This window comes from Myxococcus sp. AB056 (assembly GCF_006547365.1).
In the GTDB taxonomy this organism is placed as follows: domain Bacteria; phylum Myxococcota; class Myxococcia; order Myxococcales; family Myxococcaceae; genus Myxococcus; species Myxococcus virescens.
The window spans coordinates 1-15335 of record NZ_VHLB01000143.1 but is presented as its reverse complement, the minus strand read 5'-3'; the positions used below and the strand labels follow the sequence as shown (position 1 = coordinate 15335).

The following is a 15335-nucleotide window of genomic DNA, read 5'->3' as shown; positions in this document are numbered from 1 at the left end:
ACGGGCAGGGGCGCGGAAACCGATTTTTGGGGGACTCATCTTCTTCAGTATCGGTTGAAACCGGAAAAAGTTGCGTCCCCTGGATGCTGGAGCTCAGGGGGGCGGGGGCGACCTTCCATGCGCATCCGCTCCACTGCCTTGCCCACGAGGATGGCGGGGAAGCACAGGGCATTGGTGTTCGCCTCAATGGCCTGCATCCGGATGCCGTGGAGGGTCTCCTTCAGGGGGCGTTGAGTGCCTGCTCGATTTGAGGCTGGAGCCTTCGATGCTCGTGCAGACCCACCTCGTTGTTGTCCTGCCCCCAAAGGCATGTCGGACCCCTGAGGTAGGAATCATTGGACACGCCGTTGCAGGTGGGGTTCCACTTGGGGGAGGCAATACGGATGATAGAGGGGTGGGAGGCGGCTGGCCTGGGGAGTCCCGAGATGGGGAATGAGACGAAGCGTCCCGCGACCTATGAAGACCTGGTGGCGCTGCCCGAGAACATGGTCGGGCAAATCATCGATGGTGAGCTCATCGCATTGCCGAGGCCCGCGAGCCCGCATGCGGTGGCGCACTCCGTCCTGGGCGGGCTGCTCGTCTCCCGGTTCCAGGTCGGGCAGCGAGCGCCGGGAGGGTGGTGGATTGTTACCGAGCCCGAGCTGCACGTCGGTCAGGACGTCCTGGTGCCGGATATCGCGGGATGGCGCCGCGAGCGCATGCCGATGATGCGGCGCGTCCCCTTCTTCACGCTGGCGCCGGACTGGGTCTGTGAGGTGCTATCTCCGTCGACCTGGAAGCTGGACAGGAACCGCAAGCGGGAATTCTACGCGCGCGAAGGCGTGGGGCACGTGTGGCTGGTGGACCCCACAGCGAAGGCCCTGGAGGTCTTCGCTCGACGGGAAGGCGAATGGGTCGCGCGGGGGCAGTACTCGGGGGATGCGTGTGTGCGCGCCGAGCCGTTCGAGGACCTGGAGCTGGACCTGGGTGCGCTATGGCCCCCAGAGCTGGAGGCGCCCTGAACCCTGGCGCCGCGGCTTACGGCTTCGTGGGGCGCGTGCCGATACCGAAGTGCCCCGCGTGGAGCCGCCACGCTTCCCGTGCCTCTTCGAGGCTTACTTCCTGGAACCGGACAGCGGCGCCTGGGCGGCGGGCGCACAGTCGTCCCCAATCGGCGCGAATGACTGTCGCGATGAGTGGATAGCCACCTGTCGTCGGATGGTCGGGGCCCAGCACGATGGGTGTCCCTGAAAGCGTCACCTGGATGGCCCCACGAACCATGGGGCGCGACGTGCCCGTGCCTTCGTCGCCATGGGTGAGCGATGGCCCTTGGAGCCGCATCCCCACGCGGTCCGTGGCGGCGGACACGGTGAAGGCGCCCGACAGCAGGGTGGCTACGGTTGCTGGTTCGAAGCGGCGGTTGTCCGGTCCGAGCGTCACGCGGATGGGCGCCGCTGCATCCAGTGACGCACCGGGCGCTCGCGCCTCGGCGCGCTCGTTCGCGTCACCCAGGGGCAGGCTGTCACCCGAACGCAGCAGGCGGCCTTCGTGTCCGCCCAGGCGCGCGACCAGCAGTGTGCCGCGTCCTCCCAGCACTTCCGGCACGGCGAGCCCGCCGTCCACCGCGACATAGCGCACGCTCGTCGACTCGGGCGCGGGGACGGTGAGGCGCTCTCCATCCGCCAGCGTGAAGGCGTGTCCGTCCATGGACACGCGAACGCTTCGGCCTCGGGCGCGCAGCTCCAACCGGCCGAAGGCCTCCAGCGCCGCCGTTCCGCTCGCGTTGCCCACGGCGAGATTGGCCAGGGCGAGCAGCTCCGGGACCAGCGGTCCCCCCGGAGGCACGCCGTGGTGCATCTTCCCCGGCCGTCCCGCGTCCTGCACCGTGACGGGCGCACCCACGCCCGTGATGTCCAGCCAGCCCGTCATCGGTCCACCCGCTTGAAGCGCACCCGGTCCCCGAGCTGAAGCACCGAGCCCTCCTCGGGTGTGAAGGCGGTGAAGTCCAGCGCGGTGCCGATGAGGTTCCAGCCTCCAGGCGATGCGAAGGGATACACCCCCGTGCGCCCACCCGCGATTCCCACGGCGAGGGCAGGCACTCGCGTGCGGGGCGTGGCCAGCCTGGGGACCGCGATGCTCGGGTCGACCTCGCCCAGATAGGCGAACCCGGGGAGGAATCCCACGCAGCGCACCGTGTACTCGCGCGCCGTGTGGCGCCGCGCCACTTCGTCCTCGGTGAGGCCCGCGCGTTCCGCCACCGCGCGCAAGTCCTGCCCGTCGTAGCGCACGGAGATGGTCGTGAGGGGCCGGCCGGCCACTGGGGCTGGGATGCGCAGCAACCGCGCCAGCGCGAGCCGAGGCTCCTCGGGTGGCGCATCCGGGGCGAAGTACACGCAGGCGTGCTCCTCGGTGATGACGGCGTCGAGGACGCCGGGCATGGCACAGAGGGCCTCGCGCGTGGCGCGCCGCTCCAGTCCCTCGGGAAGGACCAGTCGCAGGGCGCCTTCACCCAGGGGCTCGGCGCGAAGTGCGAGCGCGTCCAAGGTGGCGCGGACCTCGCGCGCCAGCTCCGCCGCGCCGGGCGTGTCGCCGTGGACGCAGACGGTGTCCACGCTGCCGCTGGTGGCCAGGCGCACGGTGTTGGCCCGCGCCTGGGCGTGGTCGGTCAGCACCGCGCCGGGCTGTCCTCGGGGAATCAGCGAGCCGTCTGGCCGGGTGCCTCGGTCCGCGAAGCCTTCGCGGGCGTAGGCCAGCCCCGCCGCCAGGGCCGCGTCGTGCAGCGCGCCCCTGCCGGGGCCAATGACGGTGACGGCGGTCCCCAGTGCATCCACGATGCCCGCCACCACGGCGCGGGCCAGGGCCGGTGTTGCATTGGCTGCGTGGTACAGGGCGCCGTGGGGCTTGGCGTACGTCACGGGCAGACGACGGTCAGCCGCCAGCTTCGCGAGCCGGCCGCACTGCGCGGCCACTTGCGCCTGGAGGTGCTCCGGCGTGACGTCGAGCGCGCGGCGGCCGAAGCCCTCGCGGTCCTCGTAGGATGGGTGCGCGCCCACGCGCGTGCCGTGCCGCTCGCACCGCTCCAGCGCCCGGCGCATGGAGGCATCGTCCCCGGCATGCCCGCCGCAAGCGATGTTCGCCACGTGGGCCAGCGCGTAGAGCTGTTCGTCTTCACCAGGAAGCTCGCCCAGGTCGACGTTGAGGAGGCACTCCGTCATGCGGCGCACCGTACGCGAGCGGCGGCGCGGGTGCAGCCGTCCCTGTAGCCGGAGGCGCTGGCGTGCCAGCCGACGGTGCGGTGGGAAGTCCCACGCACCACCCCGGGGCTGGGGCCGGTTGGCACCGGGGTGGTACGCGCCCAGCGGGTGCCTCGACGAGGTGCCCGCTGAGAACTTCCAAACGGGATACGCCAGCAGGGTTTTTCCTCGGTCATTTCCGGGACGTTTTTTCCGCGTGCTTCGAGGCGCGGCTCAGCGCGAGGTGGAGGGCAGCGTGGCCAGGCCTCCCGCCTTCACCCAGCGCACCAGCGCACGCGCGGTCTTCTCGTCAATCAACTCCGCGTAGGTGGGCATGGGCGTGCCGGGGAGGAACTGCTCGGGGTTTCGCACCCACCGGACCAGCTCGGCCTCGCTGCGCGAGGCGACCTTGGCGAGCCGGTCGTGATACCGCGCGCCAGGAGCGTGGCAGCTCGCGCAGCCGAGCTTCACGAAGAGGGCGGGGGCGTCCACCTTGGGCGCAGCGGGGCGCGGCTTACGGGTGGGGGTGGGCTTGCTGGCCCGCGTCGAGGGACCGGCCGCAGCGGTGTTGGCCGCATCGTGTTTCGCGGACAGGGCCGATGCCGCGCTCTTGTCGGTGGCTCCGGGCGTTGTGTGCATCGCCGAGCCGGAAGCGGTCGCCGAGGCCGAAGACGTCACTGCGGCCTGGGCGTCTTCTCCCCGTGTGCCCTGATGGCTGGCCGGAGGTTGCGCGGGGGAAACCAGCGGATTCGAGGTTTCTTCCCCTGCTCCCTTCACGGATGAGCTGGCGTTGGGAACAGCTCCCGTGCGCGTCTCATCGGGCGCGCTGGCCTGCGCCGCATCGGGGAGTGCCTCCGCGCTCTGCTCCTCCGTCTCCTCCGCGCCCCAGTCCGGGCGCACCGACGCCGAGGTGAGCCGCGGCCGCGCGCCCTTCACCGCGTTCTTCCTGTGCGGCACCGAGCGCAGATAGTCATAGAGCGCTCGCGCCTCCACCTCGTCCATGCCCCGGAAGCGAGGCATGGGCGAGCGCAGCACGGAGCCATCCGGTGCCAGTCCGTCACGCACCGCGCGGGTGAAGTCCTCCAGCGTCCAATGTGCCAGCCCCGTCTCGTGGAACGTGATGTTGCTGGAATGAACGTTCCTTCCCTCCGGGTCGACGAACGCCATGCCACCCGCGAACACGTCATCACCCTCTGTCTTCCGAGGGCTGAAGCCATCCGTGTGACACGAGGCGCAGTCATAGACGTCATGCGCCATGTAGTGGCCGTACTCCCGGGTCGCCGCCTTGGGCGGCACGGGGATGCCCGAGGCGGGCCGTTCCACTGGCTCATTCCCGGTGATGAAGCGGAAGCCGATGCCGCCGAAGAAGCTGAACTTCGAAGGGGGCGCGGGCACTGAATCCGGCGTGAAGAGCGGGTGCCCGGAGCGCATGAAGCCCAGCACCGCCGCCAGGTCCGCGTCGCCCATGCCGTAGCTGGGCATCACCATCAGCCGCCCGTCGCGGCTCACCGCGTAGCGGATGGCTCGCGCCAGCTCTTCATCCGTCATGGCGCCGATGCCCGCCTCGGCGTGCGACGTGAGGTTCGCCGCGTAGAAGCGCCCCATGTACGAGGGCAGTTCGCGCAGCGGCGCGCCCGACGCCGTCTCCGCGTCGCCCCCGCGGTGACATGACTCGCAGCTCGCGTGGAAGATGGCGGCCCCTCGCTCCAGGGCGGCGGGGGACAGGTCCGCGCGGATGGGCGGGTAGGGCGCATGAACGGTTCCCGCGCAGCCCGCCAGCAGGGCGGCGCCCACGAACAACGTGTTCCTCATGGCGTCCAGGATGGTGCGGCGCATGGGTCCTCCGCGGCGAGCAGGACCCGACGCATATCGCATCCAACGGTGGGACGGAAAAACCACCGCGTCTGTCCACGGCGGACACCCGGCCTGCACGAAGTACGGCGCGGCGCGGCGATGTGGCTACACTCCGGGCACCATGACGCGCTCGCTCGAGTCCTACCGAGACCTCTTCCCCGTGCTGAGGGAGCAGCTCTACCTCAACCATGCCGGTGTGGCCCCCACCAGCCTGCGCGCCGCCGAGGCCGTGCGCGGGTGGATGGAGGACATCGTCCACCACGGCATCAAGCACGAGCGCGGCTGGGAGGCCCACTGCGAGCGCGTGCGGGGCCTGGCCGCCCGCCTCATCAACGCCGAGCCCGGCGAGATTGCCTTCGTGCGCAACACCAGCCACGGCCTGGGCCTGGTGGCCGAGGGCCTGGACTGGAAGCCCGGCGACGAGGTCGTCGTCGCATCCTCGCTGGAGTACCCCTCCAACGTGTATCCCTGGCTGCACCTGAAGGACCGCGGCGTCACCGTGCGCGAAATCCAGACGCCCGAAGGGGGCGTGACGCCGGAAGCCGTGGCCGCCGCGCTCAACCCGAGCACCCGGCTGGTGGCGGTCTCCTCCGTGCAGTTCGCCACCGGCTACCGCACAGACCTGGACGCGGTGGGCGCCCTGTGCGAGCGGGCGGGCGTCCTCTTCTGCGTGGACGGCATCCAGAGCGTGGGCTGCATCCCCGTGGACGTGAAGAAGAGCCGCGTCCACTTCCTCAGCGCGGACAGCCACAAGTGGATGCTGGGCATCGCCGGCATCGGCTTCCTCTACGTGGCCAAGGACGTCCTGCCCAGGCTGCGGCCCGTGCTGGTGGGCTGGCGCAGCACCACCGACGCCTGGAACTTCAACCGCAGCCACTTCGAGCTGCGCCCGGACGCGGGCAAGCTGGAGGAGGGCAGCGCCGCGTACACCGGCATCTACGCCCTGGGCGCCGCGCTGGAGCTGCTGCACGAGGTGGGGGTGGACACCATCTCCGCACGCATCCGCGAGCTGCTGGGCCAGTTGGAGACAGGGCTGCGTGGGCTGGGCTGCGACGTGGGGCCCGCGCCGGAGCACCGGGCGGGCATCCTCACGTTCCTGCCTCCGGAGGGCGAGGCCCGCGCGCTCGGCGCGTGGCTTGCCGGACGGGAGGTGGCCCTCTCGGTGCGCCGCGGGCGCGTCCGCCTCTCACCCCACTTCTACAACCTGCCCGAGGAGATGGACCGGTTGGTGGAGCTGGTGCGGACGCACCGCGGCTGAGGGCCCTTTGGACTACTGGGCCGGGAAGAGCGGCTCGATGGAGAGGTAGCGCTCGCCCGTGTCGTAGTTGAAGGCGAGCACGCGGCTGCCGTCGGTCATCTCGCCCAGCTTCTGATTCACGGCGGACAGCGCGGCGCCGGTGGAGATGCCCACGAAGATGCCCTCCTCACGCGCGGCGCGGCGGGTGAACTCGAAGGCGTCCTCCTCCGTCACCTGAATGGCGCCGTCCAGCGCGTCCTTGTGCAGGTTCTTCGGGATGAAGCCGGCGCCAAGGCCCTGGATGGGGTGCGGGCCCGGCTGGCCGCCGCTGATGACGGGCGACTTGGTGGGCTCCACGGCGAAGACCTTCAGCTTCGGCCAGACCTTCTTCAGCTCCTCGGCGCACGCGGTGATGTGCCCGCCGGTGCCCACGCCGGTGATGAGGTAGTCCAGCCCTTCCGGGAAGTCCTTGAGGATTTCCTGCACCGTCGTGCGGCGGTGGACCTCGATGTTGGCCTCGTTCTCGAACTGCTGCGGCATCCACGAGTTGGGCACCTGCGACAGCAGCTCATTGGCGCGAGCGATGGCGCCCTTCATGCCCTGCGCGCGCGGGGTCAGCTCGAACGTGGCGCCGTAGGCGGCCATCAGCCGGCGGCGCTCGACGCTCATGGACTCCGGCATGACGAGCACCAGCTTGTAGCCCTTCACCGCCGCCACCATGGCCAGGCCGATGCCGGTGTTGCCGCTGGTCGGCTCGATGATGACGCTGTCCTTCTTGAGCAGGCCGCGCTGCTCCGCGTCCTCAATCATGGACAACGCGATGCGGTCCTTGATGCTGCCGCCCGGGTTGGCGCGCTCGAGCTTCAGATGGACCGTCACGCGGGACGGAAACAGCCGGTTGATGCGCACGTGCGGCGTGTTTCCGATGGTCTCCAGGATGTTGTTCACCTTCATGTCGGGGGCCTCGTCGGTGGGTCAGATGTGGAATTCGAGTGCGTCCAGCGAGCCGTTCTCGCCGCGCTGACGCACCTCGCTGCGGCGGGTAACCACGGATTGAGAGGGGATGCTCTGCGTGAGCCAGGCGTTGCCGGCGATGATGCTGCCCCGGCCCACCACGGTTTCTCCGCCCAGGATGGTGGCGTTGGCGTACACCACCACGTCGTCCTCGATGGTGGGGTGACGCTTCTTGTCCGTCAGCCCCTTCTCCACGACGAGCGCGCCCAGGGTGACGCCCTGATAGATTTTGACGTTGTCACCAATGAGCGTCGTCTCACCGATGACGACGCCGGTGCCATGGTCGATGACGAAGCGCCGGCCAATGGTGGCACCCGGGTGGATGTCCACGCCGGTTCGCTGGTGCGCGTACTCCGTGAGCAAGCGAGGCAGCAGCGGGAAGCCCAGGGCGTGCAGCGCGTTGGCCACCCGGTAGATGGCGATGGCGGTGAAGCCCGGGTAGGTGAGGATGACCTCGTCCACGGTGCGTGCGGCCGGGTCCGCCTCGAAGATGGCGTCCGCGTCCTGCCGCAGCCAGTCATAGAGGCCGGGCAGCCGCTCCATGAAGCGCGCCGGCAGGTCCCGTTCAATGCCCGGGTACAGGGGCGCCAGCGTGTCCCGGATGCGGTGGAGGCTGGCCTCCACGGTGGTGACGTCGCGGTGGACGGCCGCGGCCGTACACTCCAGGCGCTCGGCGAAGTGGGGGAAGAGCAGGCCGAGCACCTGGCCTACGAATTCGGGGGCAGCGCGCCGTACGTCCGCAGGGAAGCAGTGTCGCTGCCGGGCTTCCAGCAGGGCCGCGACCAGCCTGGCGTTGGAGTCATCCATGAGTCCCGGTTTCTAACGCGGTGCGTGGGCTGGCTGCACGGCGTAATGGCTGATTTCAGGGCTGACTGTCGTTTCCCAGGAGGGGACTGGCCCCCCGGGGGGCCCTCGCTGGCAGTGCATGCCGCCTTCCCCCATGCCCCCCTGCCACGCGCTGGACAGCGGTGGTTCGAGGCGCTTGCCGCGTGTCCGGCTCGGCGGGACGATGACGCCATGTCCCAAAACCCGGTCCCTTCCTACGCCCATGGCACCAGCACCACCCCGCTGCTGGGGGAGACGATTGGCCAGAACCTGCGCCGCACCGTCGAGCGCCACGGTGACCGGGAGGCCCTGGTGGTGGCGTCCCAGGGGTTTCGGGCCACGTATCAACAGCTCTGGGCGCTCACCTCGCAGGTGGCCCGGGGGCTGATGGCCCTGGGCGTTCAGAAGGGGGACCGGGTGGGGCTCTGGTCCCCCAACCGCTTCGAATGGGTGGCCGTCCAGTACGCCACGGCCCGTATCGGCGCCATCCTGGTCAACATCAACCCGGCCTACCGCACCTCGGAGCTGGAGTACGCCCTCAACCAGTCCGGCACCAAGGTGCTGCTCCACGCACGGGGCTTCCGGCAGACGGACTACCGGGGCATGGTGAAAGAAGTCCAACCGCGCTGTGCCAGCCTGGCGGCGGCGCTCGTCCTGGAGGACGACTGGCAGCGGCTGCTCGATGGCGCGGAGGATGTTTCAGAGGACGCGTTGGCCGCTCGCGAGGCGTCGCTCCAGTTCGATGACGCCATCAACATCCAATACACGTCGGGAACGACAGGCTTCCCGAAGGGCGCCACGCTGTCGCACCACAATGTCTTGAACAACGGCTTCTTCATCGGGGAGGCCCTGCGCTACGGCCCCGAGGACCGGGTGTGCATCCCGGTGCCATTCTACCACTGCTTCGGCATGGTGATTGGCAACCTGGCCTGTACCAGCCACGGCGCCACCATGGTGATTCCCGCCGAGGCGTTCGACCCGCTGACGGTGCTCCAGACGGTGCAGGCCGAGCGCTGCACGTCGCTGTACGGCGTGCCCACGATGTTCATCGCGGAGCTGGACCATCCGCGCTTCGGTGAGTTCGATTTGTCGACGCTGCGCACCGGTGTCATGGCGGGCTCGCCGTGCCCGGTGGAGGTGATGAAGCAAGTGCAGTCGCGCATGCACATGCGCGAGGTGACCATCTGCTACGGCATGACGGAGACGTCGCCGGTGTCCACGCAGAGCGCGCTGGACGAGCCGCTGGACAAGCGCGTGTCCACCGTGGGGCGCGTGCATCCGCACCTGGAGGTCAAGGTCATCGACGCGGGCTCGGGTGAGGTGGTTCCTCGCGGCTCGCCGGGCGAGCTGTGCACGCGTGGGTACAGCGTCATGCTGGGGTACTGGGCCAACCCCGAGGCCACCGCCGCGGCCGTGGACGCCGCCGGGTGGATGCACACGGGCGACCTCGCGGTGATGGACGATGATGGCTACGTGAAGGTGGTGGGCCGCATCAAGGACACCATCATCCGGGGCGGTGAGAACATCTCCCCGCGCGAGGTCGAGGAGTTCCTCCACACGCACCCGGGCGTCAGCGAGACGCAGGTCATTGGCGTGCCGAGCAAGAAGTACGGCGAGGAGGTCATGGCCTGGGTGCGCATGAAGCCCGGCGCGACGCTCACCGCCGAGGAGCTGACGCGGTTCTGCACGGGCCGCATCGCGTCCTACAAGATTCCCCGCTACTGGAAGTTCGTGGACGCGTTCCCGATGACGGTGACGGGCAAGGTGCAGAAGTTCAAGATGCGCGAGGCGTCCGTCGTCGAGCTGGGGCTGGAGGACGCCGCGGCCATCAAGACGGCTTGACGCGCGAGGTGCGCTTCTTCGCCGGCGCCTTCTTTCGCGTCGTCTTCTGGGCCTTCTTCAACGCGGCCCGGTTCGCCGCGTCCACGGCCTTCCGGGCCCAGGGCAGGAGCGCGTAGGCGTCATCCGCCGCGTCCGCGGGCGGAGTCCAATAGCCCATCTCCACCGGGGTCTTCATGCCTTCGTAGATGAACGGCCGGCATCCGGCGGCCTGGAAGTCCGGCTTGGTGACCTCATCCACCTTCAGGAACAACTGACCGCCGCCGATGAGCCCGAACATCCGGCCGCCGAGGTAGAGCCCCCAGCCGCCGAACATCGACCGGGACTTCACGGGCCCCAGCTTCTCCAGCAGTTCCACCGTGTACTCAACGAAGCTGTCCGTCCGGGCCATGATGCGTCTCCGTGTCTCGAGGGGCCTCGCCTCGTGAAGACGGCGCCACCGGCCGCGGCACGCTAGCGCACCCGAGCGCCTGGAGCCGCCTTCCTCGTGCCCCAGGGTTCGGGCATGGCGCGCACGCTCTCCACGATGAAGGACTTGAGCGCTCGCGCCGCGGCCGTGAGGTAGCCCTCGCCCCGGTGTATCAGCGCCACCTGCCGCTTCACCCCGGCGCGCGCCAGGGGCACCACATCGAAGCCCTGGGCATGGTGGTCTCGAGCCATCAACTGCGGCACCATCGCCACGCCCAGGCCGCGCTCCACCATGCGGCGCATGGCCTCCGCGTTGTCCGTCTCCACCGCCAGGCGGGGTGTCACGCCCCGCGCTTCACAGGCGGCCTCCATCGCCCGGGTGCCGCTCATGCCGGGGATGACGACCCAGGGCTCTTCCACGACCTCGTCCATCGTCACGGGCTTGCCTGACTTCGTCAGCCGGTGTCCACGCGGGACGGCGAGCACCAGGGACTCCTCCCACAGTCGCTGCGCCACCAGGTCCGCGCGCCGAACGGGGAGGGAGAGGATGGCCAGGTCCAGGGCGCCGCGTGCCACGCCTTCCTCCATGGCCGGTGCCAGTCCCTCACTCAGCCGAGGCCGGACCTCCGGGAACTGGCGAGCGAAGGCCGGGATGATGTCCGGCAGCAGGTACGCACCCACGGTATGCAGCGTGCCGAGCGATACCACGCCGTGTGGCGTCCCCGACAGCCGCTCCAGCTCCGAGGTGCCCGCCGTCAGTGCGTCCAGGGCGCGCTGGGCGTGAGGCAGGAAGCGCTCTCCCGCGTCTGTCAGCACCGCGCCCCCAGGCGTGCGGACGAGCAAGCGCGTGCCCAGGGCGGCCTCGAGTGATTGGAGCTGCCGGGAGAGGCCGGACTGGGACAGACCCAGCCCGCGCGCGGCGGTGGCCAGGCGTCCTGCCCGGGCGACTTCGAGGAAGGCTCGGAGCTGTTCGGAGGTCATGCGGATTCCGCAAGAAGCCTATGCGGAAGATGCGGTTTCCGCATGGGGGCCTGGGGCGTACAGAGAAGTGATGGACGGAAGCGGCATCACAGCGGAGCCCATGGTCAGCGCGCGTCCAGGCGTGGCGCGGCGGACCGCGACGGGCGCGGTGTTGCTGGCCCTGGTGGTCAGCGCGTTCGAAGGCACCGTCGTGACGAGTGCCATGCCCACCATCACCCGGGAGCTGGGAGGTCAGCACCTCTACTCGTGGGTGTTCTCCGCCTTTCTCTTCGCCTCCACCGTCGGCGTGCTCGTTTCCGGGAAGCTGGCGGACCGGCTGGGACGCAAGCCCGTCTTCTTCTCGGGCATGGGGTTGTTCCTGGTGGGCTCTGCGCTGTGTGGCCTGGCGGACTCGGTGCCGGGGCTCATTGCCTTCCGGGTCATCCAGGGCCTGGGCGCGGGCGCGTTGCAGCCCACCACGCTCACCATCTCCGCCGACCTCTACACGCTGCGTGAGCGCGCCGCCGTGCAGGGGCTGTTCACGGGGGCCTGGGGCGCGGGCAACGTCGTGGGGCCGCTCATTGGCGGCTGGCTGGTGATGCACGCCTCGTGGCGCTGGGTGTTCCTGGTCAACGTGCCGGTGGGGCTGTTCGCCGCGGCGCTGCTGTACCTCTCCTACCGCGACCCGCCTCGCCGTCCGGAGGTCCGCATGGACCGGTGGGGGCCCGTGCTCGCGGGCTCCTCGGCGGCGCTGCTCCTCTTCTCGTTGGAGCCGGGGGCCGCGAGCCTGCGGTGGGCCTGCGCGCTGGCCGCCGTGGGCGCGGGCTGGCTGCTGGTGTGGCAGCAACGCACGACGGTGTCTCCGTTGCTCCCGGCGGAGTTGCTGAGAGATCGCGCGGTGCTCAGCGGCATCGTGGGTGGCATCGCGGGCGGCTCGCTGCTGTACAGCATGGCCGCGTGGGTGCCGTTGTGGATGACGGAGCAGGGCGGTCACACGCCGCTGGCGGCGGGACTGGCGCTGCTGCCGATGCTGCTGGGCTGGTCCGTGGGCTCCACCTTCGGCGTGAAGCTGCTGGTGCGCGGAGGCATGCGACTGAGCGCCGGCGTGGGCTTCGCGGTGGCGGCACTGGGCGCCGGGTGGCTGTCATTTGCCGCCGCACGGGGCTGGGGTGTGCCCGCGGCGCTGGTGGGGCTGGCGGTGCTCGGCCTGGGGCTGGGGCCCGCCGCCAGCACGTCGCTGATTGGACCGCAGTCCCGCGCGCCCTGGCACCACCGGGGCATCGTCACCAGCGCGCTCTACGCCACGCGGCTTCTGGGCGGCTCTCTGGCGGTGGCGTTGCTCGCGCTGGCCAGCGGGCACTTCGCCCTGCAGTTCGGCATCGCCGCTGGACTCACGGCCGTCGCGGCGCTTGGGCTGGCGCTGTTGGCTCCGGGCAGGACGGAGCCAGCGGCATCGGAGGCGTGACGGCGGGCACGTTCCACTCAGCCCGTGCCGCCTCCCGGGCCCGGCGCTCGGGCGCGCGCGAGGGGCGGCGCCGGTGCTCGTGCCGTCACCGACGCATCTCCATTCAGCGCGTGGGGCCACAGCTTCGCCAGCGCGGTGCGGAGCTCGGCCGCGGACCGGTAGCGGTCATCGGGGCGTTTCTCCAGCAGCCGCAGCACGACGCGCTCGAAGGGCTCCGGCAGCGCCGGTCGCAATGTGCGCGGCGGGACGGGGCGCTCCTGGACGTGCAGGAACATCAGCGGCACGGGCTCCGGGTGGCGGAACGGGAGCTGTCCGGTGAACAGCTCGTAGGCCACCACGCCGAGCGCGTACAGGTCCGTGGCGGGTGACACCGCGGGGTTGCCCGTCACCTGTTCGGGAGCCATGTACTCCGGCGTGCCGAGCACCGCGCCCTGGGCCGTCGTTCCCATGACGTGCGTGCTCTTGGCGAGCCCGAAGTCCATCAGCTTGAGCACGCCGGTGCGGGTGATGAAGAGGTTGGCGGGCTTCACGTCGCGGTGGAGCACGCCCCGGCCGTGCGCGTGCTCCAGCGCCACCGTCGCGTGGGTGAGCCAGCGCAGCGCCTCCGCCAACGTGGCGCGCCGCTCCATCAGCCGCTGACGCAAATCCACGCCATCCAGCAACTCCACGGTGAGGAAGTGCCGCTCGCCGTCCACGCCCACATCGAAGACACGCAGGATGTTGACGTGCTCCAGCGCCCGGGCGTGCTCCACCTCCTGGCGGAAGCGCGCCACCATCGAGGCATCCGCATGGGGCACCGCGAGGACCTTGAGGGCCACGCGCATGTCCTGGTGGAGGTCGGTGGCCTCGTACACGGTCGAACTGCCCCCGGCGCCCAGCCAGCGCTCCACGCGGTACCGCTGGGCCACCGTCTGGCCGGGCACCAGGCCTCGCACGGCGCTGGAGGTCGCGGTCACCACGATGCCCTGGAGCAGCGTGCCGTGCGGCGACACGGGCGTCACTGGCCGCAGCGTCTCCCCGAGCGACAGGGCCGGTGGTGGCGTCACCGGATGGAATGTCGCGTCGGGAGGGGTTTCCATCCGCTGCGGGACAGGGGGGAGGCCGGCGCGGGGCGGCGGTTTCACGATGGCCGGCGGCGGAGTCACCCGCAATTGCGGCTCCGGCGCGGCGCCCCCCAGGTACGCCACGCCTTCTTCGTCGTCGGTCGAGTGCACCTCGGCCTCCCTCGTCTCGTCTGCGTCGTCGCTGTCAGGGGTCGAGCAGCGAAACGTGGGACGGTGCCCCCACGCCCTCGATGTCGAGGTGCGGCGTGGGCAGGTTGTACTCGGCCGCGGCGCTGGTGGCCTCGACGATGATGGGGCCGGCAATCTCTGGCGGCTCGCCGTGGCACAGCAGGTCCACCACGTGCTCCAGCGTCCACTTGCCCAGGCGGCTCACCACCAGCCGCGTGCCGTCGTACTGCGCCGTGTCCGACAGCTCGTGGCTCGCGGCCAGCTTGGCCTCCACGGAGTCGCCCAGGTAGCCGCGCGCGAGCGCCACCACCCGGTCCAGCACGGAGTTCCAGGCCTGCAGGTGCGTGCGGTCCTGCGCCTCGTCCATGATGTCCAGGCCCACCTGGAGCTTCTCCATCCGGTCCAGGAACTGCTGCACCAGCGGTCCCCGGATGATGCGGCCGTGCTGCGGCGCAATCATCTCCACGCCCGGCTCCAGCTTGCGGATGGCCGCCACCGTGCGTTGCAGCGCGGAGTTCACCGGCATGTAGATTTGATGGAAGGCGCGGATGCCCGCCCAGTCGGATTCGTCCGCCCAGATGCCCTTGGCGTTGGAGTCCGTGAGCCCGCCGAAGAGGTCGCCGGTGAAGAGCACGCGCGTCTGCGGGTCATAGAGCATGACGGCGCCGCGGAAGTGGCAGAAGGGCGAGGGAACCGGCAGCAACCGGTGGCCCGTGGGCACGCTGAGGCCCTGCGCGAACTTCTCCGTGGGGATGAAGCGGTGGCGCGGCAGGTTCTGGTGGACGATGAGCCGCCAGGTGTCCTCCGAGCACAGCAGCCCGGCCCGAGGCGCGTAGCGCGCGGAGATGATGCTCGCCGACGAGCCCACGTCCGGGTCCTGGTGGTTGATGAACATGGCCGACAGCCGCTCCATGCCACCAATGAGCGACGTCACCTTGGTGTGGATGGTGGAGAAGTCGCTGCTCGAGCCCGGGTCGATGAGGAGGTTGAACTCCGTGGGCCGCTGCGTCTTCTTGTCCGTACCGCGGAAGCGCAGCAGGTAGGGGTTGGCGTAGAAGATGTTGCCGGGCTCGCGCTTGCCCACCCAGAACGTCTCGGGGGCAATCTCCACCGGCACGAGGCGGAGGTCGGAGCTCTGGCTCGGGCTCGGGACTGGGGCGACGGTGCTGCTCATGGGCGCGGCGTTCCTTCCCTTTCGGGTGTATGCCCCTCCCCATAGCAAGCGCTGCGCCGTGGCCTTCTCCCCCCTGGGGCACCTGTCCACGGGCGGGGAGGGGACGCAATTCCTG

The 15335-nt window shown here is 70.2% G+C and carries 14 protein-coding genes; 5 read left to right on the top strand and 9 right to left on the bottom strand.

Annotated elements, in window-relative coordinates; all coding sequences use genetic code 11:
- Positions 1-251, top strand: a 251-nt coding sequence (locus FMP39_RS38345) for a hypothetical protein (protein WP_228558605.1), incomplete at its 5' end; no start/stop codon positions are given.
- Between the two features lie 174 nt (positions 252-425).
- Positions 426-1001 (top strand): Uma2 family endonuclease, encoded by a 576-nt coding sequence (locus FMP39_RS35265; RefSeq protein WP_194858698.1) that lies wholly within the window; start codon positions 426-428, stop codon positions 999-1001.
- A 16-nt stretch (positions 1002-1017) separates the two neighbouring features.
- Here the strand turns inward: FMP39_RS35265 and FMP39_RS35260 are convergent, their stop codons facing one another.
- The 3 genes from FMP39_RS35260 to FMP39_RS35250 form a co-directional block, all read right to left on the bottom strand.
- Positions 1018-1908: a biotin-dependent carboxyltransferase family protein gene (locus FMP39_RS35260; protein WP_141594368.1), complete on the bottom strand. Its 891-nt coding sequence runs from the start codon at positions 1906-1908 to the stop codon at positions 1018-1020.
- A complete protein-coding gene (locus tag FMP39_RS35255; RefSeq protein ID WP_194858697.1) occupies positions 1905-3194 on the bottom strand; it encodes a LamB/YcsF family protein in 1290 nt (429 codons plus the stop codon). The genes FMP39_RS35260 and FMP39_RS35255 overlap by 4 nt, the downstream gene beginning before the upstream one ends.
- Positions 3195-3446: 252 nt before the next feature.
- Positions 3447-5048 carry a c-type cytochrome gene (locus FMP39_RS35250; protein WP_141594366.1) on the bottom strand — a complete coding sequence of 534 codons (1602 nt, stop codon included), beginning with the start codon at positions 5046-5048 and terminating at the stop codon, positions 3447-3449.
- A 139-nt stretch (positions 5049-5187) separates the two neighbouring features.
- Here FMP39_RS35250 and FMP39_RS35245 point away from each other — a divergent pair, with 139 nt between their 5' ends.
- Positions 5188-6324: an aminotransferase class V-fold PLP-dependent enzyme gene (locus FMP39_RS35245; protein WP_141594365.1), complete on the top strand. Its 1137-nt coding sequence runs from the start codon at positions 5188-5190 to the stop codon at positions 6322-6324.
- Positions 6325-6336: 12 nt separating this feature from the next.
- On the opposite strand, the gene cysK is transcribed toward FMP39_RS35245, so the two are convergent.
- Both cysK and epsC read right to left on the bottom strand, forming a co-directional pair.
- Positions 6337-7257, bottom strand: a complete 921-nt coding sequence (gene cysK, locus FMP39_RS35240) for a cysteine synthase A (RefSeq protein WP_141594364.1) — start codon at positions 7255-7257, stop codon at positions 6337-6339.
- A 21-nt stretch (positions 7258-7278) separates the two neighbouring features.
- Entirely contained in the window at positions 7279-8124 is an 846-nt protein-coding gene (gene epsC, locus FMP39_RS35235) for a serine O-acetyltransferase EpsC (RefSeq protein WP_011551683.1), read from the bottom strand.
- 210 nt (positions 8125-8334) lie between these two features.
- On the opposite strand from epsC, the gene FMP39_RS35230 reads away from it, so the two are divergent.
- The gene (locus tag FMP39_RS35230; protein WP_141594363.1) at positions 8335-9984 is read left to right on the top strand and encodes an AMP-binding protein; all 1650 of its coding nucleotides are present in this window, start codon (positions 8335-8337) and stop codon (positions 9982-9984) included.
- On the opposite strand, the gene FMP39_RS35225 is transcribed toward FMP39_RS35230, so the two are convergent.
- Together FMP39_RS35225 and FMP39_RS35220 are read right to left on the bottom strand one after the other, a co-directional pair.
- Positions 9971-10372 carry a TfoX/Sxy family protein gene (locus tag FMP39_RS35225; protein ID WP_141594362.1) on the bottom strand — a complete coding sequence of 134 codons (402 nt, stop codon included), beginning with the start codon at positions 10370-10372 and terminating at the stop codon, positions 9971-9973. The genes FMP39_RS35230 and FMP39_RS35225 overlap by 14 nt on opposite strands.
- A 62-nt stretch (positions 10373-10434) precedes the next feature.
- Positions 10435-11370: a LysR family transcriptional regulator gene (locus tag FMP39_RS35220; protein ID WP_090484259.1), complete on the bottom strand. Its 936-nt coding sequence runs from the start codon at positions 11368-11370 to the stop codon at positions 10435-10437.
- A gap of 70 nt (positions 11371-11440) precedes the next feature.
- Here FMP39_RS35220 and FMP39_RS35215 point away from each other — a divergent pair, with 70 nt between their 5' ends.
- Positions 11441-12814: an MFS transporter gene (locus tag FMP39_RS35215; RefSeq protein WP_141594361.1), complete on the top strand. Its 1374-nt coding sequence runs from the start codon at positions 11441-11443 to the stop codon at positions 12812-12814.
- Between the two features lie 17 nt (positions 12815-12831).
- Here FMP39_RS35215 and FMP39_RS35210 read toward each other — a convergent pair whose 3' ends face one another.
- Positions 12832-14028 carry a serine/threonine-protein kinase gene (locus tag FMP39_RS35210; RefSeq protein WP_141594360.1) on the bottom strand — a complete coding sequence of 399 codons (1197 nt, stop codon included), beginning with the start codon at positions 14026-14028 and terminating at the stop codon, positions 12832-12834.
- Positions 14029-14062: 34 nt separating this feature from the next.
- Entirely contained in the window at positions 14063-15220 is a 1158-nt protein-coding gene (locus FMP39_RS35205; RefSeq protein ID WP_090484253.1) for a hypothetical protein, read from the bottom strand.
- Positions 15221-15335 lie beyond the last annotated feature (115 nt).